The 24,828-nt window shown below is 53.1% G+C and carries 28 protein-coding genes and 1 riboswitch; of the genes, 27 read left to right on the top strand and 1 reads right to left on the bottom strand.

Annotated features, from left to right (window positions below):
• The first annotated feature begins 15 nt into the window (after window positions 1–15).
• From HQN87_RS17545 to glyA, 7 genes are all read left to right on the top strand, one after another.
• Window positions 16–1,188, top strand: coding sequence for an FtsW/RodA/SpoVE family cell cycle protein (locus HQN87_RS17545; protein WP_173136067.1), 1,173 nt, complete (start codon window positions 16–18; stop codon window positions 1,186–1,188).
• Between the two features lie 76 nt (window positions 1,189–1,264).
• Window positions 1,265–2,023 carry a stage II sporulation protein R gene (spoIIR, locus tag HQN87_RS17550; protein WP_173136069.1) on the top strand — a complete coding sequence of 253 codons (759 nt, stop codon included), beginning with the start codon at window positions 1,265–1,267 and terminating at the stop codon, window positions 2,021–2,023.
• Window positions 2,024–2,185: 162 nt separating this feature from the next.
• Window positions 2,186–3,484, top strand: coding sequence for an L-threonylcarbamoyladenylate synthase (locus tag HQN87_RS17555; RefSeq protein WP_173136072.1), 1,299 nt, complete (start codon window positions 2,186–2,188; stop codon window positions 3,482–3,484).
• A 93-nt stretch (window positions 3,485–3,577) separates the two neighbouring features.
• Window positions 3,578–4,150, top strand: coding sequence for a manganese efflux pump MntP (locus HQN87_RS17560; protein ID WP_173136074.1), 573 nt, complete (start codon window positions 3,578–3,580; stop codon window positions 4,148–4,150).
• A gap of 134 nt (window positions 4,151–4,284) precedes the next feature.
• On the top strand, window positions 4,285–4,872 hold the full coding sequence (locus HQN87_RS17565) for a low molecular weight protein arginine phosphatase (RefSeq protein ID WP_173136075.1): 588 nt from the start codon (window positions 4,285–4,287) through the stop codon (window positions 4,870–4,872).
• A gap of 50 nt (window positions 4,873–4,922) precedes the next feature.
• Window positions 4,923–5,006: riboswitch (ZMP/ZTP riboswitch) on the top strand.
• A 77-nt stretch (window positions 5,007–5,083) separates the two neighbouring features.
• Window positions 5,084–5,734, top strand: coding sequence for a TIGR01440 family protein (locus HQN87_RS17570; protein ID WP_173136076.1), 651 nt, complete (start codon window positions 5,084–5,086; stop codon window positions 5,732–5,734).
• 69 nt (window positions 5,735–5,803) lie between these two features.
• Window positions 5,804–7,051 (top strand): serine hydroxymethyltransferase, encoded by a 1,248-nt coding sequence (gene glyA, locus HQN87_RS17575; protein ID WP_173136078.1) that lies wholly within the window; start codon window positions 5,804–5,806, stop codon window positions 7,049–7,051.
• Between the two features lie 429 nt (window positions 7,052–7,480).
• On the opposite strand, the gene HQN87_RS17580 is transcribed toward glyA, so the two are convergent.
• On the bottom strand, window positions 7,481–7,735 hold the full coding sequence (locus HQN87_RS17580) for a hypothetical protein (protein ID WP_173136080.1): 255 nt from the start codon (window positions 7,733–7,735) through the stop codon (window positions 7,481–7,483).
• Window positions 7,736–7,765: 30 nt separating this feature from the next.
• On the opposite strand from HQN87_RS17580, the gene HQN87_RS17585 reads away from it, so the two are divergent.
• The 20 genes from HQN87_RS17585 to HQN87_RS17680 all read left to right on the top strand — a co-directional run bounded on the left by HQN87_RS17585 (window position 7,766) and on the right by HQN87_RS17680 (window position 24,765).
• Entirely contained in the window at window positions 7,766–7,966 is a 201-nt protein-coding gene (locus HQN87_RS17585) for a hypothetical protein (protein WP_173136082.1), read from the top strand.
• A gap of 106 nt (window positions 7,967–8,072) precedes the next feature.
• Window positions 8,073–8,702, top strand: coding sequence for a uracil phosphoribosyltransferase (gene upp, locus HQN87_RS17590; protein WP_173136084.1), 630 nt, complete (start codon window positions 8,073–8,075; stop codon window positions 8,700–8,702).
• 62 nt (window positions 8,703–8,764) lie between these two features.
• Window positions 8,765–9,940 carry a non-hydrolyzing UDP-N-acetylglucosamine 2-epimerase gene (gene wecB / locus HQN87_RS17595; RefSeq protein WP_173136086.1) on the top strand — a complete coding sequence of 392 codons (1,176 nt, stop codon included), beginning with the start codon at window positions 8,765–8,767 and terminating at the stop codon, window positions 9,938–9,940.
• A gap of 164 nt (window positions 9,941–10,104) precedes the next feature.
• Window positions 10,105–10,338: an AtpZ/AtpI family protein gene (locus tag HQN87_RS17600; RefSeq protein WP_173136088.1), complete on the top strand. Its 234-nt coding sequence runs from the start codon at window positions 10,105–10,107 to the stop codon at window positions 10,336–10,338.
• On the top strand, window positions 10,331–10,708 hold the full coding sequence (locus tag HQN87_RS17605; RefSeq protein WP_173136090.1) for an ATP synthase subunit I: 378 nt from the start codon (window positions 10,331–10,333) through the stop codon (window positions 10,706–10,708). The genes HQN87_RS17600 and HQN87_RS17605 overlap by 8 nt, the downstream gene beginning before the upstream one ends.
• A 30-nt stretch (window positions 10,709–10,738) precedes the next feature.
• On the top strand, window positions 10,739–11,506 hold the full coding sequence (atpB, locus tag HQN87_RS17610) for a F0F1 ATP synthase subunit A (RefSeq protein ID WP_173136092.1): 768 nt from the start codon (window positions 10,739–10,741) through the stop codon (window positions 11,504–11,506).
• Between the two features lie 106 nt (window positions 11,507–11,612).
• A complete protein-coding gene (atpE, locus tag HQN87_RS17615; protein WP_036699216.1) occupies window positions 11,613–11,825 on the top strand; it encodes a F0F1 ATP synthase subunit C in 213 nt (70 codons plus the stop codon).
• A gap of 97 nt (window positions 11,826–11,922) precedes the next feature.
• The gene (gene atpF, locus HQN87_RS17620; protein ID WP_173136094.1) at window positions 11,923–12,411 is read left to right on the top strand and encodes a F0F1 ATP synthase subunit B; all 489 of its coding nucleotides are present in this window, start codon (window positions 11,923–11,925) and stop codon (window positions 12,409–12,411) included.
• Window positions 12,408–12,959 carry a F0F1 ATP synthase subunit delta gene (locus HQN87_RS17625; RefSeq protein WP_173136096.1) on the top strand — a complete coding sequence of 184 codons (552 nt, stop codon included), beginning with the start codon at window positions 12,408–12,410 and terminating at the stop codon, window positions 12,957–12,959. The genes atpF and HQN87_RS17625 overlap by 4 nt, the downstream gene beginning before the upstream one ends.
• 11 nt (window positions 12,960–12,970) lie before the next feature.
• Window positions 12,971–14,482 carry a F0F1 ATP synthase subunit alpha gene (gene atpA, locus HQN87_RS17630; protein ID WP_173136098.1) on the top strand — a complete coding sequence of 504 codons (1,512 nt, stop codon included), beginning with the start codon at window positions 12,971–12,973 and terminating at the stop codon, window positions 14,480–14,482.
• Between the two features lie 114 nt (window positions 14,483–14,596).
• The gene (gene atpG, locus HQN87_RS17635; RefSeq protein WP_173136100.1) at window positions 14,597–15,466 is read left to right on the top strand and encodes an ATP synthase F1 subunit gamma; all 870 of its coding nucleotides are present in this window, start codon (window positions 14,597–14,599) and stop codon (window positions 15,464–15,466) included.
• 52 nt (window positions 15,467–15,518) lie between these two features.
• Complete coding sequence (gene atpD, locus HQN87_RS17640; RefSeq protein WP_173136102.1) at window positions 15,519–16,916, top strand: F0F1 ATP synthase subunit beta; 1,398 nt, start codon at window positions 15,519–15,521, stop codon at window positions 16,914–16,916.
• Between the two features lie 62 nt (window positions 16,917–16,978).
• Window positions 16,979–17,395 (top strand): F0F1 ATP synthase subunit epsilon, encoded by a 417-nt coding sequence (locus tag HQN87_RS17645; RefSeq protein ID WP_036699230.1) that lies wholly within the window; start codon window positions 16,979–16,981, stop codon window positions 17,393–17,395.
• Window positions 17,396–17,588: 193 nt separating this feature from the next.
• Window positions 17,589–17,846 carry a DUF1146 family protein gene (locus HQN87_RS17650; RefSeq protein WP_173136105.1) on the top strand — a complete coding sequence of 86 codons (258 nt, stop codon included), beginning with the start codon at window positions 17,589–17,591 and terminating at the stop codon, window positions 17,844–17,846.
• Between the two features lie 210 nt (window positions 17,847–18,056).
• Window positions 18,057–19,433 (top strand): UDP-N-acetylglucosamine 1-carboxyvinyltransferase, encoded by a 1,377-nt coding sequence (murA, locus tag HQN87_RS17655; RefSeq protein WP_173136107.1) that lies wholly within the window; start codon window positions 18,057–18,059, stop codon window positions 19,431–19,433.
• Window positions 19,434–20,211: 778 nt separating this feature from the next.
• The gene (gene spoIID / locus HQN87_RS17660) at window positions 20,212–21,387 is read left to right on the top strand and encodes a stage II sporulation protein D (RefSeq protein WP_173136109.1); all 1,176 of its coding nucleotides are present in this window, start codon (window positions 20,212–20,214) and stop codon (window positions 21,385–21,387) included.
• A 61-nt stretch (window positions 21,388–21,448) separates the two neighbouring features.
• Window positions 21,449–22,189, top strand: a complete 741-nt coding sequence (locus HQN87_RS17665; RefSeq protein WP_173136111.1) for a M23 family metallopeptidase — start codon at window positions 21,449–21,451, stop codon at window positions 22,187–22,189.
• 226 nt (window positions 22,190–22,415) lie between these two features.
• A complete protein-coding gene (gene spoIIID, locus HQN87_RS17670) occupies window positions 22,416–22,703 on the top strand; it encodes a sporulation transcriptional regulator SpoIIID (protein ID WP_019915029.1) in 288 nt (95 codons plus the stop codon).
• A gap of 129 nt (window positions 22,704–22,832) precedes the next feature.
• Window positions 22,833–23,831 (top strand): rod shape-determining protein, encoded by a 999-nt coding sequence (locus tag HQN87_RS17675; RefSeq protein ID WP_173136113.1) that lies wholly within the window; start codon window positions 22,833–22,835, stop codon window positions 23,829–23,831.
• 55 nt (window positions 23,832–23,886) lie between these two features.
• Entirely contained in the window at window positions 23,887–24,765 is an 879-nt protein-coding gene (locus HQN87_RS17680; RefSeq protein WP_173136115.1) for a flagellar hook-basal body protein, read from the top strand.
• Window positions 24,766–24,828 lie beyond the last annotated feature (63 nt).

The following is a 24,828-nucleotide window of genomic DNA, read 5'->3' on the forward strand; positions in this document are numbered from 1 at the left end:
AAGGGGTACATCCTTATGTTGCAGAGAATCAAAAGAATAGATGGCAGCATTGTGCTTATTTTGTTATTGCTGATGGGAATCAGTATATTCTCCATTTACAGCGTGACCCATGGAAGAGACCGCCTGGATGGCATGCATATCAATATGCTCCAGTATTATGTGATGGGCTTTATCGCGTTTGCCATGCTTACCCTGTTCGATTACCGCCTGCTGGTCCGGTATGGACTGTACATATATGTACTGGGGATCGGCATTCTGCTGCTCGTAAGCTTTTTCGGCAAGGTGAAGAATGGTGCCCAGGGCTGGATCGGCATCGGGGATTTAAGCATTCAGCCGGCGGAGCTGTTTAAGCTGATCCTGATTCTTTTTCTGACCACCGTACTTGTCCGCAAAAATAGAAATCCGCTGCGCTTCTGGCGTGATGTCGTGCCGCTCAGCCTGATCGCCTTTGTGCCGTTCGCAATGGTAATCCTCCAGAACGACCTGGGCAATGCGCTCAGTTATATTGTAATCCTGCTGGGGATCTTATGGATCGGGAATCTTAAATTCTCACATGCGCTGATCGGGATGATTATCGCGGGCGGAATGATTCTGGGCTTCATTCTGAGCTATATTAACTATCATGAGCAGATGGTGAACTTCATCGAGAAGGGTCTGGGCAAGGATCATTTCGTCAGCCGCTTTGATCCCTGGCTGGTGCCGGAGCTGGCAAGCAGTACTGCAAGCTATCAGACCAAAAATGCCAAGACGGCGATTGCCTCGGGCGGCCTCAGCGGTGAGGGTTATTTGCAGGGCGGATCAGTGCAGGGCAACCGCGTGCCGTATTTGTATTCGGAGTCAATTTTTGTACAGATCGGCGAGGAATTCGGCTTCCTGGGTACAGCGGTGCTGCTGATGCTCTTCTTCATCCTGATTCACCGGTTAATTCTGATTGCTCTGGAATGCAGAGACCGCGGCGGCCCTTTCCTGATTGTCGGAATCGTAGCGATGCTGCTGTATCAGATTCTGGAGAATATCGGGGCCATGATCGGGCTGATGCCGCTGACGGGCATTACGCTCCCGTTCATCAGCTACGGCGGGACCTCGCTGCTGATTAATATGGCCTGTATGGGCATTGCCATGAGTGTGCGGCTGTACGGGCAGGATGTGGAGGATGATCTGCCGCAGCCGCTTCCGCTAAAATCATAGATTACTAGGTTTGCAGTCTCTCATTCCTGGACATACTGGGAACATAAGAGGTTCAGAGGGAGAGGGGCTGCGGAAGATGGAAGATTATAAGCCGGGTAAAAGTGATTCCTTGCGGATTACCTTCAAGTATACTGCCATTTTAATTTGTTTTTTTATGATTCTCATGATGGCCTGGGAAGGGCAGAAAAGCGATGCCGCTGTAGCGGAGGTCTCGATCCCGCAGGAGTCGATCCGGCTGCGCATTCTGGCGAATTCGGATGGACCCGGGGATCAGCTGGTCAAGCGCCAGATCCGCGACCAGGTGGTGGAGCAGATTAACCAGTGGGTGGCCGGGCTGGAAGATCCCCAGAGTCTGGAGCAGGCCCGTGCCCTGATTCAGAATCATCTGCCGGAGCTGAATGATCTGGTGGGCAGAGAGCTGAAGCAGCGGGGCATTGAATACAGCTATCAGGTTGAGCTGGGTACCGTTCCTTTTCCGACCAAAATGTATGGCGGCCGGGTCTATCCTGCCGGGGAATATGAAGCGGTGCGGGTTACACTCGGAGCGGGCAAAGGGCAGAACTGGTGGTGCGTGCTGTTTCCGCCGCTGTGCTTCATTGATGCGGGAACCGGGGATGCTGCGGCTGCGGCACCGGCTGGAGCTGCGAAGACTTCGGGAGACGGGGCGAAGGTAAAAGCCGCAGATGGAACAGCCAATCAGGCTGCTGCCAGTCTTACCGCTTCAGCTAACGGGGGAGGAAATGCGGAGGATGGTGCGGAAGCCCCGAAGGTTAAGTTCTTCCTCTGGGAGCTGCTGAAGAATGTATGGAGTTGGATCTGCGGGCTGTTTGCCTGAATATCCTGTGAAATGATGGCGTAGGCGCATTTTGGATTCTACAGTTTTGGCGCCGGATATGGTACGATTACTGCAGAACTTGAGCGGAAGTGGCTGCGGCTCCACCTGGTGGGGCCGCTTTTGGCTTGCGTAAGAATCCTACAGGAAAGCTAGTGATGTCAGATGACAGAAGATAAGTATTCTCCGTTCGCGGCCCAGCGCCGGAGCGGTTCTATAGAGTCAACCCTGTACTGGAGCCTGAGTTCGGCCCGTAAGGGGGAGAACAAGGGGCAGGGAGGGGTCACGCGCCGTGTGTTCGCTGACGGCAAGGCTATCGGTCCGCTTAACGGTAGTGACTCCGAAATCATAGCAGAAGCGGCAGCGATGCTGCGAAGCGGGGAGACGGTGGCCTTTCCGACGGAGACTGTGTACGGGCTGGGCGCAGATGCCCGGAATACCGCGGCGGTGGAAGCGGTATTCGCAGCCAAAGGCCGTCCCTCCGATAACCCGCTGATCGTGCATATTGCCCGGCGGAGTGATCTGGAGGCCCTGGTCACGGAGGTGCATCCGGTAGCCTCGGCACTGATCGGCGCCTTCTGGCCCGGTCCGCTGACACTGGTGCTGCCGGTCCGCCCCGGCGTCCTCTCGCCGCTGGTTACGGCCGGTCTGGATACGGTCGGCGTGCGTATGCCGGATCATCCGGTGGCGCTGGCGCTGCTGCGCGCAGCCGATTGTCCGGTTGCCGCGCCCAGCGCCAACCGCTCCGGGAGGCCGAGTCCGACGCTGGCCGCCCATGTGCTGGAAGACCTCGCCGGGTATATCGGCGGGGTTCTGGACGGGGGCGCAGCCGGGGTCGGCCTGGAGTCGACCGTGGTGCAGGTGCAGCCGGACGGGACGGTAGCGGTGCTCCGTCCCGGCGGCATCACCGCCGAGCAGCTCGCGGCGGTGACCGGCACTGCCGCGGCCGGCGCGGAGCCGGCCGCCCCAAGCGCCGCCCCGTCCGGCGGCGGGTCCGTGCCTGTGCCGCCGGCAGCGGTGCCCGGCGGCATGGGCGGCGCCGGCGCTGCTGCGCAGGCGGCCGCAGGCAGCAGCCCGGCGCCGCGCGCGCCGGGCATGAAGTACACGCACTATGCCCCGCGCGGCGCGCTCGGCATAGTACGCGGCTCCTCCGCGCAGCGCGTAGCGGAGACCGCCGCGAAGCTGCTGCAGGCGGCGCAGCGGGACGGCGCGGTCACGGGCCTGCTCCTCTTCGAGGAGCATAGGGCCCTCTATCCCGCCGACCCGGCCGCCTGCGTGGTGTCTCTCGGCTCGCTGGCCTCGCCGGAGGAGGCAGCCCGCTTCCTGTATGCCGCCTTGCGGCGTTGTGATGAAGCGGGAGCCACCTACATTCTGGCCGAGGCCTGCCCGGTCACCGGCCTCGGCGCAGCCATTATGAACCGGCTGATGAAGGCCGCCGGTGAGACCGTAATCGACGCCGGCTAATCGCCCCGGCGTCCACCCCGCAGTCATGAATGCCATCTTGTCCGCATATCGTTGTTGTACAAGAACTTACGGACTCTGGGTGGGGGTATATTCATGGGCTTAGGCGGAATATATGAGGGCTGGGGCCAGCTCGTAACAGTTACCATTATGGCTGTTGCGCTGGGGATGGATGCGTTCTCACTCGGCGTGGGAATCGGAATGAAGGGCATCCGTCTGCTGCATGTGCTGCAGCTCAGCCTGCTTATTGCTTTTTTTCATGTGCTGATGCCGCTGCTGGGCTTGTTCACAGGCAGCTATGTCGGCCATTTGCTGGGTCAGGTCACTACCTATGCCGCCGGAGGCTTGCTTGTCCTGCTGGGCGGACATATGGTATTCAATTCCTTCCGCCAGGAGGAAGGCTCCAGCCGGCAGATGGATCACCGGTCGGTATGGGGCATGCTGCTGATCTCGCTTAGTGTCAGTGTAGATTCCTTCTCGGTCGGGGTTTCCCTGGGGATGTTTGTGAATAGTATAATCTTAACCGTGCTGGCCTTTGGCCTCTGCGGCGGCATGATGTCCATAACCGGGCTGCTGCTGGGCAGAAGGGTGAGCCGCGGCCTCGGAGACTACGGGGAAGCGCTGGGCGGAGCTATTCTTTTGGCGTTTGGCTTGCTGTTCATCTTCTGATACAATAACGGCAATACAAATAAATAGCACATTTCCTTATTCGTGCACCGTAAATTACGGATTCCTATGATTTGCGGTGTTCTTCAGAACAACCGTAATACCCTTAAATTCTATTCTTACCGGAGGTGGAAAGTATGCTGCATATTTTATTCGTCTGCACAGGAAATACCTGCCGCAGTCCCATGGCCGAAGGGCTTCTGCGGAAGCTTGCGAAGGAGCGGGGAATGGATGTGGAGGTGCGGTCTGCCGGAGTTTCTGCTGTTCCAGGTACTTCCATGTCCAGACATGCTGCAGGAATTCTGCAGGATGAAGGGATTCATGACCGCATTGTCTCCTCCCAGCTAAGCGGTGAGGCTGTCGCCTGGGCTGATCTGGTCCTTACGCTGACAGGAGCGCATAAGCGGCATCTGCTGCACTATTTTCCTGAAGCCGTTACTAAGACCTATACCCTTAAGGAATATGTGCAGACCCAGGAATCTGTCGATGCTGATATCCGGGAGCTGGATAGTCTGTATGCAGAGGCGGAACTGAACCTGGCGCTGGGCACAGAGCCGGATGCAGCCGGGATGCAGCGGATGATTGAGATCCGCCAGCGTATTCCGAGCTTTGATATCAGTGATCCGTTCGGCGGCTCCCGTGAAGATTATGAGCTGGCGGCTGCGGAGATCCGCACGGCGCTCTACGGTCTGCTGGATAAGCTTGAATCTTTGCGGCGGCTCTGAAGGTGGTTGATTTTTCGCCGTCTATCCCTTAAGATGAAATAAATATGATCCGGTTCCGGTGTAACTGGCGACGAGTGTGGATGAAACCACGATGGAGCACCTGGAATAAACGGCCGGTCGCCTGGGCAAAAGAGCACATCCGCAGATTAGCTGCGGACTGCTCTTTTTTCTTTAAATATAGAAGGATTTACGCTCGAAGGAGGCTTGTACAATGGATGAGGTCCTGAGACAGGACACGGGTGACAACCTTGTATCCGGTATAGCACATGCAGAGGCACAGCAGCCCGGCGATGGAATTTCTTTGGCTGCATCCACTGCTGCGGTAACGCGCGAACTGGCGGAAGCAGGTAAGCTTGGTCCAGGTCGAATCCTTGTCGTCGGGGCCAGCACCAGTGAAGTGGCCGGTGTACGGATCGGTACCGGCGGCGCACTGGAGGTGGCCCGGCAATTGCTGCAGGGGATTACGGAGGTTGCCGCAGACTTTGGATTTACCCCCGTGTATCAATGCTGCGAGCATTTGAACCGTTCGCTGGTGATGGAACGCTCCTTACTGGAGTCGCTCGGGCTCCGGGAGGTATCAGCGGTGCCGGTTCCGGGGGCCGGAGGCTCCATGGCCGCTGCGGCTTACCAGTCCATGATAGACCCAGTGCTGGCGGAGACCATTGAGGCCCACGCCGGCATCGACATTGGAGAGACGCTGATCGGGATGCACCTGCGCCGCGTAGCAGTACCCTTCCGGCCAAGCCTGCGCTATATCGGGGCAGCCCGGGTGAATGCTGCATGGAGCCGACCTCCGCTGATCGGCGGCGAACGGGCAGTGTACCGCGCGCCGGAGACGAGCGGTTCCGCGAGTTGTGATTGAGAGTAATTGATCTGTTTGGTTTCGTCTTAATACCACATAAATTAGAGTTACAGGGAGGAAATAAGAAACATGGAACAATTGCGTAAAAGTGACCCGGCAGTACTGGAAGCGATGGGCCTCGAACTGAGCCGTCAGCGTGCGAACATTGAACTTATTGCATCAGAGAATATTGTAAGTGAGGCTGTAATGGAGGCTATGGGCTCCGTACTTACGAACAAATACGCTGAAGGCTATCCCGGCAAACGTTATTATGGCGGCTGTGAAGATGTAGATATCGTGGAGAACCTGGCCCGTGACCGTGCCAAGGAGCTGTTTGGTGCCGAGCATGTCAACGTGCAGCCGCATTCCGGCGCTCAGGCCAACATGGCCGTATACCTTGCCGCACTTAGCCCTGGCGACACTGTCCTCGGGATGAATCTGGCCCATGGCGGCCATTTGACCCACGGCAGTCCGGTGAATGCCTCCGGTATTCTGTATAACTTTGTGGCCTATGGTGTTCAGGAGGATTCCTTCCTGATTGATTATGATGAAGTGCGCAAGGCCGCCTTCAAGCACCGTCCCAAAATGATCGTTGCCGGTGCGAGCGCATATCCGCGAACGATTGATTTTGCCGCACTCGGTTCGATTGCGAATGATGTGGGTGCCCTGTTCATGGTCGATATGGCTCATATTGCCGGATTGGTTGCTGCCGGTATTCACCCGAGTCCGGTTCCACATGCCCACTTCGTGACTACAACTACGCACAAAACCTTGCGCGGCCCCCGTGGCGGTATGATTCTGTGCAGACAGCCGTGGGCTGCCGCTATTGATAAAGCTGTCTTCCCGGGTTCCCAAGGCGGACCTCTGATGCATGTGATTGCTTCCAAAGCGGTATCGTTCGGTGAAGCGCTGCAGCCGTCATTCAAGACGTATGCCGAGAATGTGGTCAAGAATGCTAAGGTGCTGGCCGAAACTCTGGTCGGTGAAGGCGTGAATATTGTATCCGGTGGTACGGATAACCACCTGATGCTGCTCGATACCCGCAATCTGAGCATTACCGGCAAGGATGCGGAGAAGGTGCTGGATTCCATCGGGATTACAGTCAACAAAAATGCGATTCCGTTCGATCCTACCAGCCCGTTTGTAACCAGCGGTATCCGCATCGGTACGCCAGCCGTTACTTCGCGCGGTATGGACGAGCAGGCAATGGTTACGATCGGCCGGATTATTGCGAGTGTGCTGAAGAATCCGAAGGATGAAGCGACCCTGACCCAGGCGGCACGCGAGGTAGCGGCGCTTACAGAGCAATATCCGATCTATCCAGGATTGCAGTACTAAATCATAGCTGTCTGATCTGCCCTTGCGGCTCCGGTGCCCCCGGATGCTGCAAGGGTTTTTTGGAAATATAAGAAATTATATGTTGCACCCGATAACTTATCCTTCTATTTCTCGCTGAAACGAACGCCGTCCTTTAAGAGGACGGTGAAGCCGTTTCTGCTTGTATCTAAGCTTTCTCGCTGCCGCTACAGCACCTCGCTGTTACATCATGTTACAGGGGGGGGATAGCAGTTGGATTTCCTCCACTTCCTGTTGAACGAATGGGCGCTGCTGACACAGCAGGTGGATAAACAGCACTTAAATGACTCCTTTTCACCCTGATTAGCTTAAATGCACCCCAGCAGATGTTGTTTTTCCACTTATTCACTTACATTCCCTGGAAATCAAAGAATTAAGTGCCCTTTATCCACTTGCTTGCCGTAAGAGACGCTACCTCCTCGAATTCCCCCGAATGTCCACAATGTTACTAGTACCGCCTTCGCGCCCCTCCGTACCGCCTTCGCGCGCCCCGCCTTCGTTCCCTCTTTGTCGTTCCCCCTCCTCGTACCGCTCGTTCGTACTGTCCTCGATCCCCCTGACTATCACGCGTTCTCCCTCGCTGTCACCTTTGTACCCTTCCTTTTGCCCCCAGGCTCCACTTGCTGCGTAAGCATCTGCAATAAGTTGCAGCAGTCGCTGTTGCATAATGTTCACATCTTATAACGGGGAAACAGAATGAATCATACTGAAAATATCATGAAAGTTCATGAAACTTTCAATAAAAGTAGTGAAAAAACTGTGAATAGTATTAAAAGAACGAAATGGAACAAACTATGTTTTGTTTTATATCCAGAAGGGTGGACGTTCTTCCTTAAGCTTCCATGGGCAGGGAATACTGAAGAAGTTGACGGGGCAGGCAGTTTTGCCGTTCTGTAGGTGAAAAGCAATGCGGGTGATGATATAATAGACAGGATTTAGCCACGCGGGGAGCAAAGCGCTTACTCTGGCTATAAATAAGACTTACAATTACCGGAGGGACAACATGGGAAAATTGGTGATTTGCGATCATCCATTGATTCAGCACAAATTGACATTCATTCGCGATGTGCGGACCAACACAAAAGAGTTCAGGGAGCATGTCGATGAAGTAGCAACACTTATGGCTTATGAGATTACGCGTAACATTCCGCTGGAGACCATTACGGTTCAGACACCGGTAGCCGAAACTGAGGGCAAGGTGATTTCGGGAAGAATGCTGGGACTGATTCCGATTCTGCGCGCCGGCCTCGGTATGCTGGAGGGTGTCCTCAAGCTGCTTCCTGCAGCGAAGGTAGGACATGTGGGGCTGTTCCGCGATCCGGACACACTGCAGCCGGTAGAATACTATATCAAGCTTCCTACAGATGTGCAGGAGCGTGAACTGATCGTAATTGATCCTATGCTGGCGACAGGCGGCTCGGCGATTGCAGCGATTACCTCGCTTAAGAACCGTGGATGCACCCAGATCAAGATGATGAACCTGATTGCTGCCCCGGAAGGTGTTGCTGCTGTACAAGCTGCCCACCCTGATGTGGATATCTATGTCGCTGCGCTTGATGATCATCTGAATGAGCATGGATATATTATTCCAGGACTCGGAGATGCAGGGGACAGGCTGTACGGAACCAAGTAATACCAAGTAATAATAGAACAAACAACATTGACTGTAGTATTCAGAAGAGAGGGTTAGGGGTTATGTCCAAAATTAAAGTAATGACGATTTTCGGAGTGCGCCCCGAGGCGATCAAGATGGCGCCTCTGGTTCTGGAGTTGAACAAGCACCCTGAGCAGATTGAATCTATTGTGTGTGTAACTGCGCAGCACCGTGAGCTGCTGGATCAGGTGCTGGAGGTCTTCAAGATTACGCCGGATTATGATCTGGACGTTATGAAGGACCGCCAGACACTTAACGAGATCACCATCCGCGTACTGGAGGGACTGGAGCCGGTGCTCCGCGAGGTGAAGCCGGACCTGGTGCTTGTGCACGGGGATACCTTGACGACCTTCCTGGCCAGCTATGCGTCTTTCCTGCAGCAAATTCAGGTTGGGCATGTAGAAGCAGGTCTTCGGACATGGAACAAGCTTTCTCCTTATCCTGAGGAAATGAACCGCCAGCTGACGGGCGTGCTTGCCGATCTGCACTTTGCTCCGACCGACTGGTCAGCCCGCAACCTGAGACACGAGAACAAAAAAGAATCAAGTATTTATATCACAGGCAACACTGTAACTGATGTGTTTCAATATACCGTACAGCCGGACTACCGGCATCCGGTCCTTGATTTTGCTTCAGGAAAAAGACTTATTTTGATGACGGCGCACCGCAGAGAATCCCAAGGCGAACCGCACCGTCATATTTTCCGTGCTGTCAAAAGAATCGCTGATGAATTTGAAGATGTAGCCATTGTGTATCCCGTACACCCGAGTCCTGCAGTGAAGGAACCGGCGCACGAGATCCTCGGCGGACACCCTAGAATCAAGCTGATTGATCCGCTGGATGTCGTTGACCTGCATAACTTTTATCCGCATACCCACCTGATATTGACCGATTCCGGCGGCCTGCAGGAGGAAGCTCCCTCCTTCGGAGTTCCTGTGCTTGTGCTGCGTGATACAACCGAGCGCCCGGAAGGGATCGAGGCCGGAACACTGGAACTGGTGGGGACGGACGAGGAGAAGGTGTATCAACGGACACATGCTCTACTGACCGATCAGAATCTGTATCAGTCCATGAGCCGGGCCGCCAACCCGTATGGAGACGGCAAAGCCTCCCAGAGAATTGTCAATGCGATTTTGCACCATTTCGGAGCCGTTGAAGAACGTCCGGAAGAATTTCACACAATGTTCACAAATGATAATTTAGGTAACGACAACTAATATACTAAAGTTAATAAAAGCAGCATACAGTTAAACTGTACGGTTTATATGGTTTTGGTGTGTTTTGCTGTGATTATTTTCATATTTTCATGCGAATTTGGGCAATTTTCTGTGAATTGACAAAGAGTCTGGATATTCAGTAAAATTAGTTGGGATTGTAGCCTATGAAAGAACAAAAGAAAGAGCCGGGTCTGGGGCGTATTGCTCTGGTTCTCGGGAGTGCAGGCAGCTTGCTTGCCGCTTACATTGTAATAGGCTTTTTTGTGGCAAGGTGGCTGCAGAGACTGATGGACGGACCTAAGTTATGGCTGGCTATCGGCACAATCGCCGGGATGGTTCTCGGGGTTGTGAATGTCGCTTTGCTAATCAAAAAATTTCTGGGGGAGCAAAATGGATAATATGACTCCCGTAATCAATACCGTTACCAGGGTGACAGTAGTCATTATGGCAGGCTTGTTAATGGGATGGGCTCTTCATCATGAGACCCGTGCGGTTACTCTGGGGATGGCGCTTGGCTTGCTGGGCGGACTGGTTAACTTCCGTTATCTGGCCCTCAAAGTAAGAAAGGTGACAGAGGCGGTTGCGAAGAAGGAGAGAGGTTCCTTCGGTCTTGGTTTTGCGACAAGAATCAGCTTTGCTATCCTGGTTACCATGTTTTCTGTCAAATATGAGCATTTCTCGCTGGAGGCAACGATTGCCGGCCTGTTCATCCCCCAGCTTCTGGCTATTCCCGTGGGGATATATTTAGGAATCAAGAATAAGCTGTAGCCATTATTAAAGAGAAAGGGGGATGATACTATGCACGAAATGCCTTTAATCTATGTGGGCGGAATACCGATTGACCTGTCCGCCGTGCTGATGCTGGTGATCAGTTCGGTAATCGTGTTCACTCTCGTCATGCTGTCTGTCCGCAACCTGTCTGTTGAGAATCCGTCAAAGCTTCAGAATTTCATGGAGTGGGTTGTCGAATTTGTACAGGGACTGATCAGCAGCGCCATGGATTTGAAGAAAGGAAAACCTTACATATCACTGGGGTTGACGCTGATACTCTTTATCTTCGTCTCCAATCTCCTTGGTCTGCCGTTTTCCGTTATTACAGAAGCCCATGGCCCGGTTACAGTCTTCGGACATGTCATCGAAGCAACCAGAAATCTGGCGCATGGCGATCATGCAGAGATTCTGTGGTACAAATCACCGACTGCAGATATTAATGTGACAGCAGGGCTGGCAATTGTTGTATTTGTACTCATGAACTACTTAGGCATCAAGCTGAACGGCAAGCATTATTTCAAGCACTATATTGAGCCGTTTCCAATTTTCCTGCCGCTGAACATCATTGAGAACCTGGCGAAGCCGGTGGCGCTTGCCATTCGTCTATTTGCCAACATTTTTGCCGGCGAGGTTCTGATCACCGTTATTCTGAAGCTGGGAATACTCAGTATTCCGTTCTTGGCCGTCTGGCAGGGCTTCAGTATCTTTGTCGGGGCGCTTCAGGCATTTATCTTTACGATTCTGACGATGGTCTACATCGCGCAGATGACGATCCACGAGGAAGAAGCACATTAATAAGCTGCCGTGAGGATAGCGGCAGCCGCCGGTAACCTCTTCGCGGGAGATTTTATATTATTAAGCAATTACCAAAAGAACCGAAATTAAAGGAGGATATTTACAAATGGAATTTTTAGCAGCAGCAATCGCGGTTGGTTTAGGCGCACTGGGCGCAGGTCTTGGTAACGGTATGATCGTCAGCAAAACAGTAGAGTCCATCGCTCGTCAGCCGGAAGCACGTAACGCCCTGCAGACAACAATGTTTATCGGTGTAGGTATCGTGGAAGTTATTCCTTTGGCCGCTACAGTTATTGCATTCCTGATCATGTTTACTTAATAAACCGTTTTTACGGTTTGGCGGGGAGGGCAAGTGCCATCCGCGCCTTACTTTTGTATATGTCCGCAAGCCGCGGTAACGGAAGGGAGTGACCTCAGTGGATATCGTTTGGACAAATATAGTATTTTCAATTCTAGCTTTTGCGATTCTGTATTTCCTGCTTAGCAAGTTTGCCTTCAGCAAGCTGTTCGGGATTATGGAGACACGGCGCGAAATGGTGCTGCAGCAAATGGATGAAGCAGCTAAGACCAGAGAGCAGGCGGTCGCTTATGTAGAGGAACAGAAGCAGGCTCTGCAGCAGGCACGCCAAGAGGCACAGGCTATCATTCAGCAGTCCCAGGCTACCAGTAACAATCAGGTTGACAAGATCCTCGAGCAGGCCCACGAAGAAGCAATTCGTCTCAAAGACGAAGCGGTTCGTGACATCGAGAACGAGAAGAACAAGGCAGTGGAAGCACTACGAAGCGAGCTGGGTACAGCTTCGGTCCGCATTGCCTCCAAGCTGCTTGAGAAGGAAGTTAAAGCTGACGGTGAACAGGAGCAGCTCGTTGATCAATACCTCAAAGAGGTAGGAGGCCGATCATGAGCCGCGATACGGTAGTTGCCAAACGCTATGCCAAAGCCTTGTACAGTGCAGCAGTGGATGAGAACATTACGCTTGAAGTGGAAGCCCAGCTTAAAATGGTTGTCGAAGTGCTTCATTACGATGCAGAGGTGAAACGGTTTATTCTGGCACCGCGCATCTCGCAGTCCGACAAGCTGAATGTGCTGCGCGGGGCGCTGCAAGGTAAAGTCTCGCAGGCGGTAATGAACATGGTAGAACTGCTGGTAGAGCGGGGCAGAACCGATATTTTCGCAGAACTCCTAGCTACGTACATCAAAATAGAAGGGGACGCCCTCGGCATCGGCGATGCCACGGTCTACTCCGCCTATTCCCTGAGTCAGGAAGAACAGGATACTGTAGCTGCTGAGTTCAGCCAGCTTACTAGCCGGAAGATTCGTGTAACCAATGTGGTAGATAAGAGCCTGCTCGGAGGACTGAAAGTGGTCATCGGCGATACGCTGTATGACGGCAGTCTGTCCGGCAAGCTGGAGCGTCTCGAGAAATCCTTTAATGATAAGCAAAGAAGATAGGGGTGAGGATATTGGGCATCAGACCTGAAGAGATCAGCACTTTGATCAAAAGTCAAATTGAGCAATATAAAGCCGATATCGAAGTGGCCGAAATTGGCACCGTCATTCAAGTCGGCGACGGTATCGCCCGTGTCTACGGTCTGGAAAACGCGATGGCAGGGGAACTGCTGGAGTTCTCCAACGGTGTAGTGGGCATGGCGCTTAACCTGGAAGAAAGCAACGTCGGTGTTGTTATTCTGGGGGAATACACAGCGATTCGTGAAGGCGATCAAGTGAAACGTACAGGACAGATCATGCAGGTTCCGGTTGGCGAAGCCATGCTGGGCCGCGTAGTTAACGCACTGGGCCAGCCGCTTGACGGCAAAGGTCCTATTGCAACGACTGAATTCCGTCCAGTAGAACATAATGCGCCGGGGGTTATCGACCGTAAGTCGGTACACGAACCGATGCAGACAGGACTCAAAGCTATTGATGCCATGGTGCCAATCGGCCGTGGACAACGTGAGCTGATCATTGGGGACCGTCAGACAGGTAAGACTGCGATCGCTATTGATGCGATTATCAACCAAAAAGGCAACGGGATGAAATGTATCTATGTTGCTATCGGACAAAAGCAATCTACCGTAGCACAGGTAGTAGAAACCCTCCGCCGTCACGGCGCATTGGATTACACTATCGTTGTAACCGCATCGGCTTCCGAGCCTTCTCCGCTGCTCTATATTGCTCCATACGCAGGCTGCGCCATGGGCGAATACTTCATGTACAAGGGCGAGCATGTGCTTGTAATCTATGATGACCTTTCCAAGCAGGCTTCGGCTTACCGCGAATTGTCCCTGCTGCTCCGCCGTCCACCGGGCCGTGAAGCGTTCCCGGGTGACGTATTCTACCTGCACTCCCGTCTGCTGGAACGTGCAGCCAAGCTCAGTGATGCACTTGGTGGTGGTTCATTAACCGCCCTGCCTTTCATCGAAACACAGGCTTCTGACGTATCGGCTTACATTCCTACGAACGTAATTTCGATTACCGACGGCCAAATCTTCCTTGAATCCGATCTGTTCAACTCCGGACAGCGTCCGGCGATTAACGTCGGTATCTCCGTATCCCGTGTAGGGGGTTCCGCACAGATCAAGGCCATGAAGAAGGTTGCAGGTTCCCTGCGTCTGGATCTGGCTCAATACCGCGAGCTTCAAGCCTTCTCCCAATTCGGGTCCGACCTGGATAAATCTACTCAAGCCCGTCTGAACCGCGGTGCGCGTATGATGGAGATTCTGAAGCAGGGCGTCAATCAGCCGCTTACCGTTGAGCATCAGGTACTCAGTCTGTACACCGCCGTTAAGGGACACCTGGATGATATTCCTGTCAAAGACGTTAAGCGTTTCGAGAAGGAATTCCTGGCCTTTATCGACAGCAGTGCCACTGAAATCCTGAAGTCCATTGCGGATACCAAGGATCTGACTGCAGACAACGAAGCAGCGCTCAAAGAAACGATCGAGAAGTTCAAAAGAGGCTTTGCTACAAGCTAATAAATAGAGTTTGCCCAGTTTATGCTTACGAAGTCAGCTTTGGCTATGCCAAAGCTCAGCTTATGCTTACGATGTTAGTTTTGACATACGTCAAAACTCTAAGGTGGTGAAATCATGGCAAGAAGCATGCGCGATATTAAACGTCAAATTAAAAGCGTTCAGAACACCAGACAGATCACCAAAGCGATGGAGATGGTCGCTGCCTCCAAGCTGCGCAAGGCGCAGGAGAAAGCGGAGGCTGCCCGTCCCTATTCCGAGAAGCTCAAAGAGGTGGTCTCGAGTATTGCGGCCGGTACGCAGGATCTCCAGCATCCGATGCTGGTCAGCCGTCCTGTCAAAAAAACAGGTTATCTGATCATCACCTCGGACAGAGGTCTTGCCGGCGGCTACAATGCCAACATTCTGCGGAAAGTAACCATGCTGATCGCAGAGCGGCATAAGTCCAAGGATGAGTACGCGCTGTTTGTCATCGGCCGTAAAGGCCGCGACTTTTTGCGGCGCCGTGAATATCCCATTGTTGAGGAAATTACTGAGCTGTCCGATACGCCGAAGTTTGCCGACATCAAGTCGATTGCTTATTCGGCGGTGAACCAGTTCGAGACCGGTGTCTACGACGAGCTGTATATTTGCTACAACCAGTTTGTCAATGCGATCAGCCAGATTCCGACGGTTGACAGACTTCTTCCTATGGATGGTGTGGGAGACGGCGAGCATCATGGGGCATCCGCGGCCTATGAATACGAGCCTTCCCCTGCAGGTGTGCTGGAGGTTCTGCTTCCCAAATATGCCGAAACTTTAATCTACGGTGCTCTTCTGAACGGCAAGGCCAGTGAGCTGGGTGCCAAAATGACAGCCATGGGCAGTGCAACGAAGAACGCGTCAAAAATGATCGGAGAACTTAGACTTACGTACAACCGTGCCCGTCAGGCGGCCATTACGCAAGAAATTACCGAGATCGTGGCTGGTGCGAACGCGCAGTCTTAATATGAGTGGGCTTAAGGTCCATATGTAACAGCTTTCGAGGAGGGAAATGAAGATGAACAAAGGACGCGTTGTGAGCATTATGGGTCCGGTTGTCGATATTGAATTTGAACGCGGCCAGCTGCCCGAGATATTCAACGCCATCAAAATTGTTGCGAGCCTCAGCGATGGCCGCAACATGGATCTGACTCTTGAAGTTTCCAACCATCTTGGAGATAACCTGGTGCGTTGTATTGCCATGTCCTCTACAGATGGACTGGTGCGCGGGATTGACGCCATTGACCAAGGAGCGCCGATCTCGGTTCCTGTCGGTGAAGCAACACTCGGCCGCGTATTTAACGTGCTGGGCAATCCTATTGATAACGGTGCTGAAGTGGTGGCTGCAAGAAACCCGATTCACCGTCTGGCTCCTACCTTTGATGAGTTATCTACTCAGGCAGAGGTTCTGGAGACCGGTATTAAGGTAATCGACCTGCTGGCCCCTTATGCCAAGGGCGGTAAGATCGGCCTGTTCGGCGGTGCCGGCGTAGGTAAGACTGTAACCATCCAGGAATTGATCAACAACATCGCACAGGAACACGGCGGGATCTCTGTATTCGCAGGTGTCGGCGAGCGTACCCGTGAGGGGAATGACTTGTATCATGAAATGACCGATTCCGGCGTTATCAAAAAAACGGCGATGGTATTCGGACAAATGAATGAGCCTCCCGGCGCGCGTCTGCGTGTAGCCCTGACCGGACTGACCATGGCGGAATATTTCCGTGATGTGGAAGGCCGCGATACCCTGCTCTTTATTGATAACATCTTCCGCTTCACCCAAGCGGGTTCCGAAGTATCGGCTCTTCTCGGCCGTATGCCGTCTGCGGTAGGTTACCAGCCTACACTGGCTACTGAAATGGGCCAATTGCAGGAACGGATTACGTCCACCAAGAAAGGCTCCGTTACTTCCATCCAGGCGATCTACGTGCCTGCGGATGACTATACTGACCCTGCACCGGCTACAGCGTTTGCCCACTTGGATGCAACGACCAACCTGGAGCGTAAAATCTCCGAAAAAGGGATTTTCCCCGCGGTTGACCCACTGGCTTCCAGCTCGCGCATGCTGGCACCGGAGATCGTCGGCGAAGAGCACTACAACGTGGCACAAGGCGTTAAGCAGCTACTGCAGCGTTACACTGAACTTCAGGATATCATTGCGATCCTGGGTATGGATGAACTGAGTGAAGAGGATAAGGTTATTGTGGCCCGCGCCCGTAAGGTTGAGCGCTTCCTGTCCCAGCCTTTCCACGTAGCAGAGCAGTTCACTGGCTTCAAAGGCAAATACGTGCCTATCAAAGAAACGGTACGCAGCTTCAAGGAAATCCTGGAAGGCAAGCACGATGATCTTCCGGAAGTGGCGTTCCTGTTCGTAGGTACGATTGAAGAAGCAGTGGAAAAAGCGAAAACGTTGTAACCCTAAGCATGTTATGCTCGGGTATCGGGCTTTATTCTGTAAAGCTTTGAGGAGGAATGGAAGTGAATACCTTTTTGCTCGAAATAGTCACTCCGGAGCATCTGGTCTACTCCAAGCAAGTGAACAGCTTGACGGTACGCGGCGTGAATGGTGAACTGGGGATTTTGCCGGGACATATTCCGCTCGTTACTCCGCTTCAGGTTGCTCCGCTTAGCGTTAAGGCGGATGGCGTTACGGTATCCATCGCTGTTCATGGCGGCTTCGTTGAAGTTCACAAAGACAAGGTAACGGTGCTGGCTGAAAGTGCAGAGCTGCCCCGGGATATTGATGTGGAACGCGCTGAAGCGGCTAAGGAGCGGGCTGAGCGCCGTCTTAAGCTGCAAAGCAAGCAGGATGAGATTGATCACCGCCGTGCGGAGCTGGCCCTGCAGCGCGCGGTAACGCGGATCAAAGTTTCGACCGGTAAAGGACAACAATAGCGGATAAGCGGTCAAGCCCCGGGCTTGACTGCTTTTTTGCTTATGCGAATCTAGCAAAGAATGAAGAAATCGTAATGAGTTATGCATATAAAGACCCAATTGTTTAAAAATTCGTAAAAGTACTGGATTCTTTTCCCCTGCACAAGTATGATATAAGAGTCGATTTCCGAGTACCGAACACAGGGGGCTAATTATGAACACACGTTTAACCGCTGAGTTGTCGGGTGCGATCGGCACCAGCAATATGATTTCGATGATTGTCTCTTTGGTCTGTGTTGCATTATCCTGGTGGGCACTCCAGAACCTTAAGCTGGATTTGGTCATAAGATATCCCAAGAGTCCGCAGGGCAGACTGCTGCACTTGCTGCTGGCTATCGTTCTGGGCCATTTCGTGGCTGGCTTTCTTTTGGATTACCTGGGCTGGAGCGGACTTATCGGCCGGATGTTTTAATGGCAGCAGGTTTGGTTATATGTGTCGTAGGCTACTGAAGAGAAAAAAGTGTCGAATAATAAGGTTTTATTATGTCAACACTGAGTTTAAGCAATAAGTCTGCACCTAAGACGCGCTGACGGAATATTCAATATCTTAACAGACGAATTTCAACCTCAACAAATTAAAACAAATTAAATTCAGAAATAATGGACGCGGAGGGAAACCGAAATGAGCAAATTTATCGTCCGCGGTGGCAACAGATTGACCGGGAGCGTGAAAGTTAGCGGCGCAAAAAATTCCGTACTACCGATCATAGCCGCCTCTCTATTGGCAGAAGAAGGAGTTAGCGTCATTGTGGACGCACCTCCGTTAGACGATGTAATCACGATTAGCAAGGTATTGGAGTCTCTGGGTGCAGGAATTACATACCAGAACGATGTGATTGAGGTTGATGCCAGAAGTATTACTTCCTGTGAAGCACCTTACGAATGGGTACGCAAAATGCGGGCTTCATTCCTGGTTATGGGTCCACTGCTGTCCCGGATGGGGCATACACGTATTTCCTTGCCTGGCGGTTGTGCCATTGGAACAAGGCCGATTGACCAGCATTTGAAGGGTTTTGAAGCGCTCGGCGCCGAGATTAGTCTGGGCCAGGGCTACATTGATGCGAAAAGTAACGGGAGACTGCGCGGCGCCAAGATTTATCTGGATGTGGCCAGCGTAGGTGCGACCGAAAATATAATGATGGCTGCGGCGCTTGCCGAAGGCACCACGGTAATTGAGAACGCGGCGAAGGAGCCAGAGATCGTTGACCTTGCCAATTACCTGAACGGCATGGGTGGTATTGTCCGCGGAGCCGGAACCGGAGTGATCCGGATTGAAGGCGTGGAGCGTATGCACGGCGTAAGACATCATGTCATTCCTGACCGGATCGAAGCTGGAACCTACATGGCAGCAGCAGCGATTACGGGCGGCGATGTGTACGTTGAAGGCGCGATTGCTGACCATCTGGGGCCGGTTATTGCCAAGATGGAGGAAATGGGAGTTACGATTATCCCGGATGAGAACGGAGTCCGTGTGATCAGCGACAAACCGTTGAAGGCTGTGGATCTCAAGACATTACCTTACCCGGGATTCCCTACGGATATGCAGTCCCAGATGATGGCGCTGCTGCTCCGCTCAGAAGGAACCAGCGTAGTGACAGAGACTGTATTCGAGAACCGGTTCATGCATGTGGATGAATTCCACAACATGAACGCGGAGATTAAGATTGAAGGCCGTTCCGCGATTGTGACGGGCAATGCCAGTCTGGTCGGCGCTAAGGTATGTGCTACGGACCTGCGTGCAGGTGCGGCACTTATTCTGGCAGGGCTTGTGGCGGAGGGAACTACAGAGGTTAGCGGTACTCATCATATTGACCGTGGTTATGTACACCTGGCAGAGAAGCTGTCAGGACTTGGTGCGGACATATGGCGTATTTCTATGGAAGAATCGGCTGTCCCGGCCGCGAAGGAAGAAGCTGTCAAGCCGGAACCGGCAAGAAGCGAAGTCTTCAAGGGCGAAGAAGTCAGACCCCGTTTTCAGATTCAGCCGTCTTGGGTATAATAGCCACTTTTAACTGAAGAGACCGTCCGCACCCTGCGGGCGGTCTCTTTGTTTTGTTTGGGAAGTTATGAGACTCCAGGAATCCCTCAGGTCCGCCGGAAGCGGGCGTTATGGGAAAATGAGAGGGATAAATCCCTCTGATTCCGCCGGAAGCGGGCGATACGGGAAAATGAAAGGGATAAATCCCTCTGATTCCGCTGGAAGCGGGCGGTACGGGAAAATGAAGGGGATGAATCCCTCTGATACTGCCGGAAGCGGGCGATACGTGAGAAGGAAAGGGATAAATCCCTCTGATTCCGCCAGATAAGGGCCAGAAGTGGGAATTGAGGAGCAGAAGTACACTTGAATTCAACGGATACTGGAGAAACTAGGAAATGAGGAGCAGAAGTGCACCTGAATACAACGGATACTGGAGAAACTAGGAAATGAGGAGCAGAAGTGCACTTGAATTCAACGGATACTGGAGAAACTAGGAAATGAGGAGCAGAAGTGCAATTGAACTCACCGGATACGGACCAAACTAGGAAATGAGGAGCATTAGTGCACTCTCTGAAAAGAATGTAGCCTTTTATAAGGACGGGAAAAGCCGTTTCCCACTTATCGGGTTAACATAGGCTCCCGGCAGAAAGTACCTGAGCAATCATCGAAGTTATGGCTCCGTTTGGTGGGGATTTGCTGCGCCCGGCTGCGACTCTCTTTCTCTCAAAATCACGTTCTAGCAGGTGGCGGAAATTCATATCTATAAGAATCACCGGTGCTTACGGAAGGAGCCATAGAGATGAAAGAGTTAAGATTGCTTCGGCGCATCCTGAAGCGTCCGCGCCGTTACGCGCGTGCGCGGCGCGGTGCGCCCCCGCTCCGGCGGCTGGCCCCCGCCGCGTGGCTGGCGGCGCCCCTGCTGGCGGCGCTGCTGCTGCCGCTGGCTGTTGTCCCGCAGCGCGGGGACAGCCAGCCCCAGCCAGCGCCTCCGGCGGCGCTGCCCCAGGCACGGGCCACGGCCGCGCCTGTACCCCAGGCCCCGGCTGCTGCTGAAGCGCCGCAGCCGGAGGTAACCGTCTATTTGTCGCAGAGCGGACAAATAGAGACCCTGCCGCTGGAGGAATACGTCAGCGGCGTATTGGCGGCAGAGATGCCGGCCGACTTCGAGCTTGAAGCGCTCAAGGCGCAGGCCGTAGCGGCCCGCACGTTCATTGCACGCCGCCTGCTGGCCGGCGACCACAGCGGGGTGCCCGTTCCCGAGGCGGATGTGAGCGATACGGTAAGCCATCAGGCTTACATATCGAAGGCTGCGCTGGAACGGGACTGGGCGTCCGCCAAGGGGCGCGCCGGACTGGCCAAGCTGAAGCGCGCGGTCCTGGAGACGCGCGGGATGATTATGACTTATAAGGGGCAGCCGATTACGGCTTCCTTCTTCGCCTCCAGCGGAGGGTATACAGAGAACTCCGAGGAGTACTGGAATGCTGCGGTTCCTTACCTGCGCAGTGTGGCCAGCCCCTGGGAGCTGGAGATTACCCCGAACCTGGCGGCCACGTACACCTTCAGCATTCCCGAGCTGCGCAGCAAGCTGGGCCTCAGAGCCAGAGATCTTCCGGTAGCGGCGAATCTCGCTGCATCAGGCAAGACGCTGCCGGCCTCTAACTTATCCTCCGCCGGACTGCCCGCAGAAGTTCTCTCTCTGACTGCAGGGCACCGGGTCAAAAAGATCTCTATTGGAGGAACTGTATTCACGGGGCGTGAAGTGAGAGAGAAGCTGGGGCTCCGTTCCAGCCAGTTCACATGGAAGCGCAAGGCGGGGAAGGTGCAGATCACCACCTATGGCAACGGCCACGGGGTTGGCATGAGCCAGTGGGGGGCGAACGGCATGGCGAAGCAGGGGAAGACAGCGACCCAGATTCTCAAACACTATTACAGCGGAGTCACTTTCGCGGGAATCTCAACTCTTTTGAAAAAATAATCTGCAAGATACGTATAAAAGCGAAGCGCCCGGTAACACTGGTTACTGAGGTGATAACCATATGAATGAACAAGACAAAATCAAATCAAACCATGATGAATCTCTCAAAAACAAGCAGGGAGATTCAGGCGTTAAGCCTTCTTCATGGACCAGACTGTTATCCAAACGGTGGGTATTCCCGGCAGTCTACACGGCGGCAGCGGCAATTATACTAACCTTGGTGTGGGTCTATCAGGATGCCGGCCAGAAGCCGCTGAATCCGGACACCGCCGCGGTTGTATCACAGGAAGGTGCAGCCGGTAACAAAACCGGAGCCCTGACCGGTGATCCGGAAGCCCTGGAAGTCGTAGCTTCAGCTGAGAGTCTGGTATGGCCGGTAGCAAGCCCAAGTGAAGTCGAAGTGGTGAAACCGTACTACGATGAGAATGGCACGGAAGAGAATCATATTGCGGCGATGGTGCAGTACAATAATACTTTTGTCACCAATACCGGAATTGATATTGCCCGTGAGGATAACAAGACGTTCGATGTGAAGGCGGCGCTCAGCGGTGAAGTCACAAGAGTGGAAGATGTAGCGGTACTCGGCAAGGTAATCGAGGTTACCTCACCAGGCGATCTGAAGACGGTCTATCAAAGCCTTGGCGAAACCAAAGTGAAGCAGGGCGATGAAGTGAAGCAGGGTGATACGCTGGCAACAGCGGGACGCAATGAGATGGAGAAGGATCTGGGCAACCATGTGCACTTTGAAGTGCATGAGGACGGCAAGATTGTGAATCCTTCGGATCTGCTTCCGCAGCGTTAAGCCGAAATTTCCGCAGGGGGCGAAAGCCTCCTGTTTTTTTTATTTTCTACCCGAAATGGACAGTCAGGCAGGTTCTATTCACACAATAGGGCTGTTAAATACCCCTGATTAGGTTGTCCGAGAAATTAAATGAGCCTTCCGGAGCTTGTCATGTCCTGAAAGCGCGAATATATAGGCCCGCCCCTCATATAATGTACCAAACTATTCACAGTTGGGAGGCGGGAGCGTGCACGATTACATCAAGGAACGTACCATTAAAATCGGACGCTGCATCGTGGAAACCAGGCACACGGTCCGGACCATTGCCAAGGAATTTGGCGTTTCAAAAAGCACGGTGCATAAAGATTTAACCGAACGGCTGCCGGAAATTAACCCGGATCTGGCTGATCAGGTGAAGCACATTCTCGAATATCACAAGTCCATCCGTCATCTTCGGGGGGGAGAAGCCACAAAAATTAAATATAAGAAAACAACAGGTAAGAAGCGTGAGGTTGCCGTAGCCTCCAAGCCATAAGATTTTCGGATTTTCGAGTCATAATTCAGCTTTATTCCATTGTGCACACCCCCTAAAGTATGGTATTTTTAAATTTGGTACTATCTAACTAATCTCAATTTAAAATAACACTTTGGGGGCTCTTTCATTATGCTTAGCAAGGATATCGGAATCGATCTCGGCACAGCCAATGTGCTGATTCATGTCAAGGGAAGGGGAGTCGTTCTGGATGAACCTTCCGTGGTCACACTTGAAAGTGATACGAAGAGAGTCCTTGCGGTTGGTGAACAGGCGCGCCGGATGGTTGGGCGCACACCCGGAAATATAATTACGATCCGTCCGCTCCGGGACGGGGTAATCGCTGATTTTGCCATTACGGAAATGATGCTCAAGCACTTTATTGACAGCGTCGGCGGCCGGACCTGGTATTCACGGCCCCGTATTTTGATTTGTGCTCCCACCAATATTACTTCAGTAGAACAGAAGTCCATCCGTGAGGCTGCGGAGCGCAGCGGGGCCAAAGAAGTATTTATGGAAGCAGAGCCCAAAGCTGCGGCTATCGGCGCAGGGATGGATATTTATCAGCCTAGCGGAAATATGGTCGTCGATATTGGCGGCGGAACGACGGATGTAGCCGTATTGTCCATGGGCGACGTCGTTACCGCCTCCTCTATCAAAATTGCAGGGGACAAGTTCGACGATGCCATTTTAAGATATATTAAACAGAAATATAAACTCCTGATCGGTGAACGTACGGCGGAGGATATCAAAGTGACCATCGGTTCGGTACGTCCGGGCGGGATGCAGGCAGAGATGGATATCCGCGGGCGTGATATGGTAAGCGGACTCCCCCAGACACTGACCATTTCATCCGGCGAGGTGAAGGAAGCGCTATGGGACCCGGTCTCTTCCATCGTGGCGGCGGCCAAGTCGGTGCTGGAGCGGACACCTCCCGAGCTGTCAGCAGACATTATAGACCGCGGAGTCGTATTGACCGGCGGCGGCGCCCTGCTTAACGGACTGGACGAGCTGCTCTCCGAGCAACTGCATGTTCCCGTCTGGGTCGCGGAAGACCCGATGCACTGCGTAGTCAAAGGCACGGGAATTATGCTGGATCATTTGGACAAGGTGGTTAAGAAAAAGTTCTAGCCTGCCGATAATAAGGGAGAACAGCAGATTCAGATTCACAGAAGGGACTGACCTCATGCTTAGAGGACTATATACGGCCGCAGCAGGAATGGTAACACAGCAGCGCAGACATGATACAGCGACGCAGAACATTGCCAATTTGAATACAACGGGGTACAAGCAGGTTGACAGCGTCAGCCATGCCTTTCCCGAGGTGCTGATCTCCGCGATGAGCGGGGGCGTTCCGAAGCCTGTCGGACGGATCAATACAGGAGTATTTGCCGAGCAGTCCGTGTCTCAATACCTGCAGGGCGACCTCATCGAGAGCGGCAAAAGCACAGACTTCGCGCTGTCTACCGACTTACAGGTAGAGGACCCGGATAATCCGGGCACCAATCTTGTGTTTGACGGCTCCGGTAAATATATCAGTCCTGACGGCGAGGTGACTTACCGGCCCCAGGCGTTCTTTACAGTTCAGGATAATGAAGGCAATAATTTATATACACGTAACGGAAGCTTTACCGTCTCTCCTACAAGGGAAGTGCTCAGTTCCGGGGGATTCAAGGTTCTGGATAGTAATGGTAATCCGCTGAGATTGACAGGACCTCAGGATAACCTTAAAGTGGACGGGCAGGGCAACGTGATTAACAACAATACAGGACTGCCGTCAGGCACCCGGATTGGAATCAGCGTTATTACGAGACCGCAGGAGCTGGTACGTGACGGGAACGGGGTTTTCCATGCCGATGATGCCGAGGCCGCAGACATCCGCTTCTCCGGAGGAGCCGATAATCTGCAGGTGCGCCAGGGCTATCTGGAGAACTCTAACGTAGATGCCACTCAGGTTACGGTGGATATGAACGCGGCTTACCGTGCTTATGAAGCGAATCAGAAGGTAATCCAGTTCTATGACAGCAGCCTGCAGAAGGCTGTGAATGAAGTCGGCAGAGTATAGGCTGGACTTAGGCAATATTAATGAAGTATGGATACGGTAAGCCAGTTTCTTCTTATCAAGCTT

Origin of the sequence: Paenibacillus tritici (genome assembly GCF_013204885.1) — a bacterium.
Taxonomy (GTDB): Bacteria; Bacillota; Bacilli; order Paenibacillales; family Paenibacillaceae; genus Paenibacillus_AQ; species Paenibacillus_AQ tritici.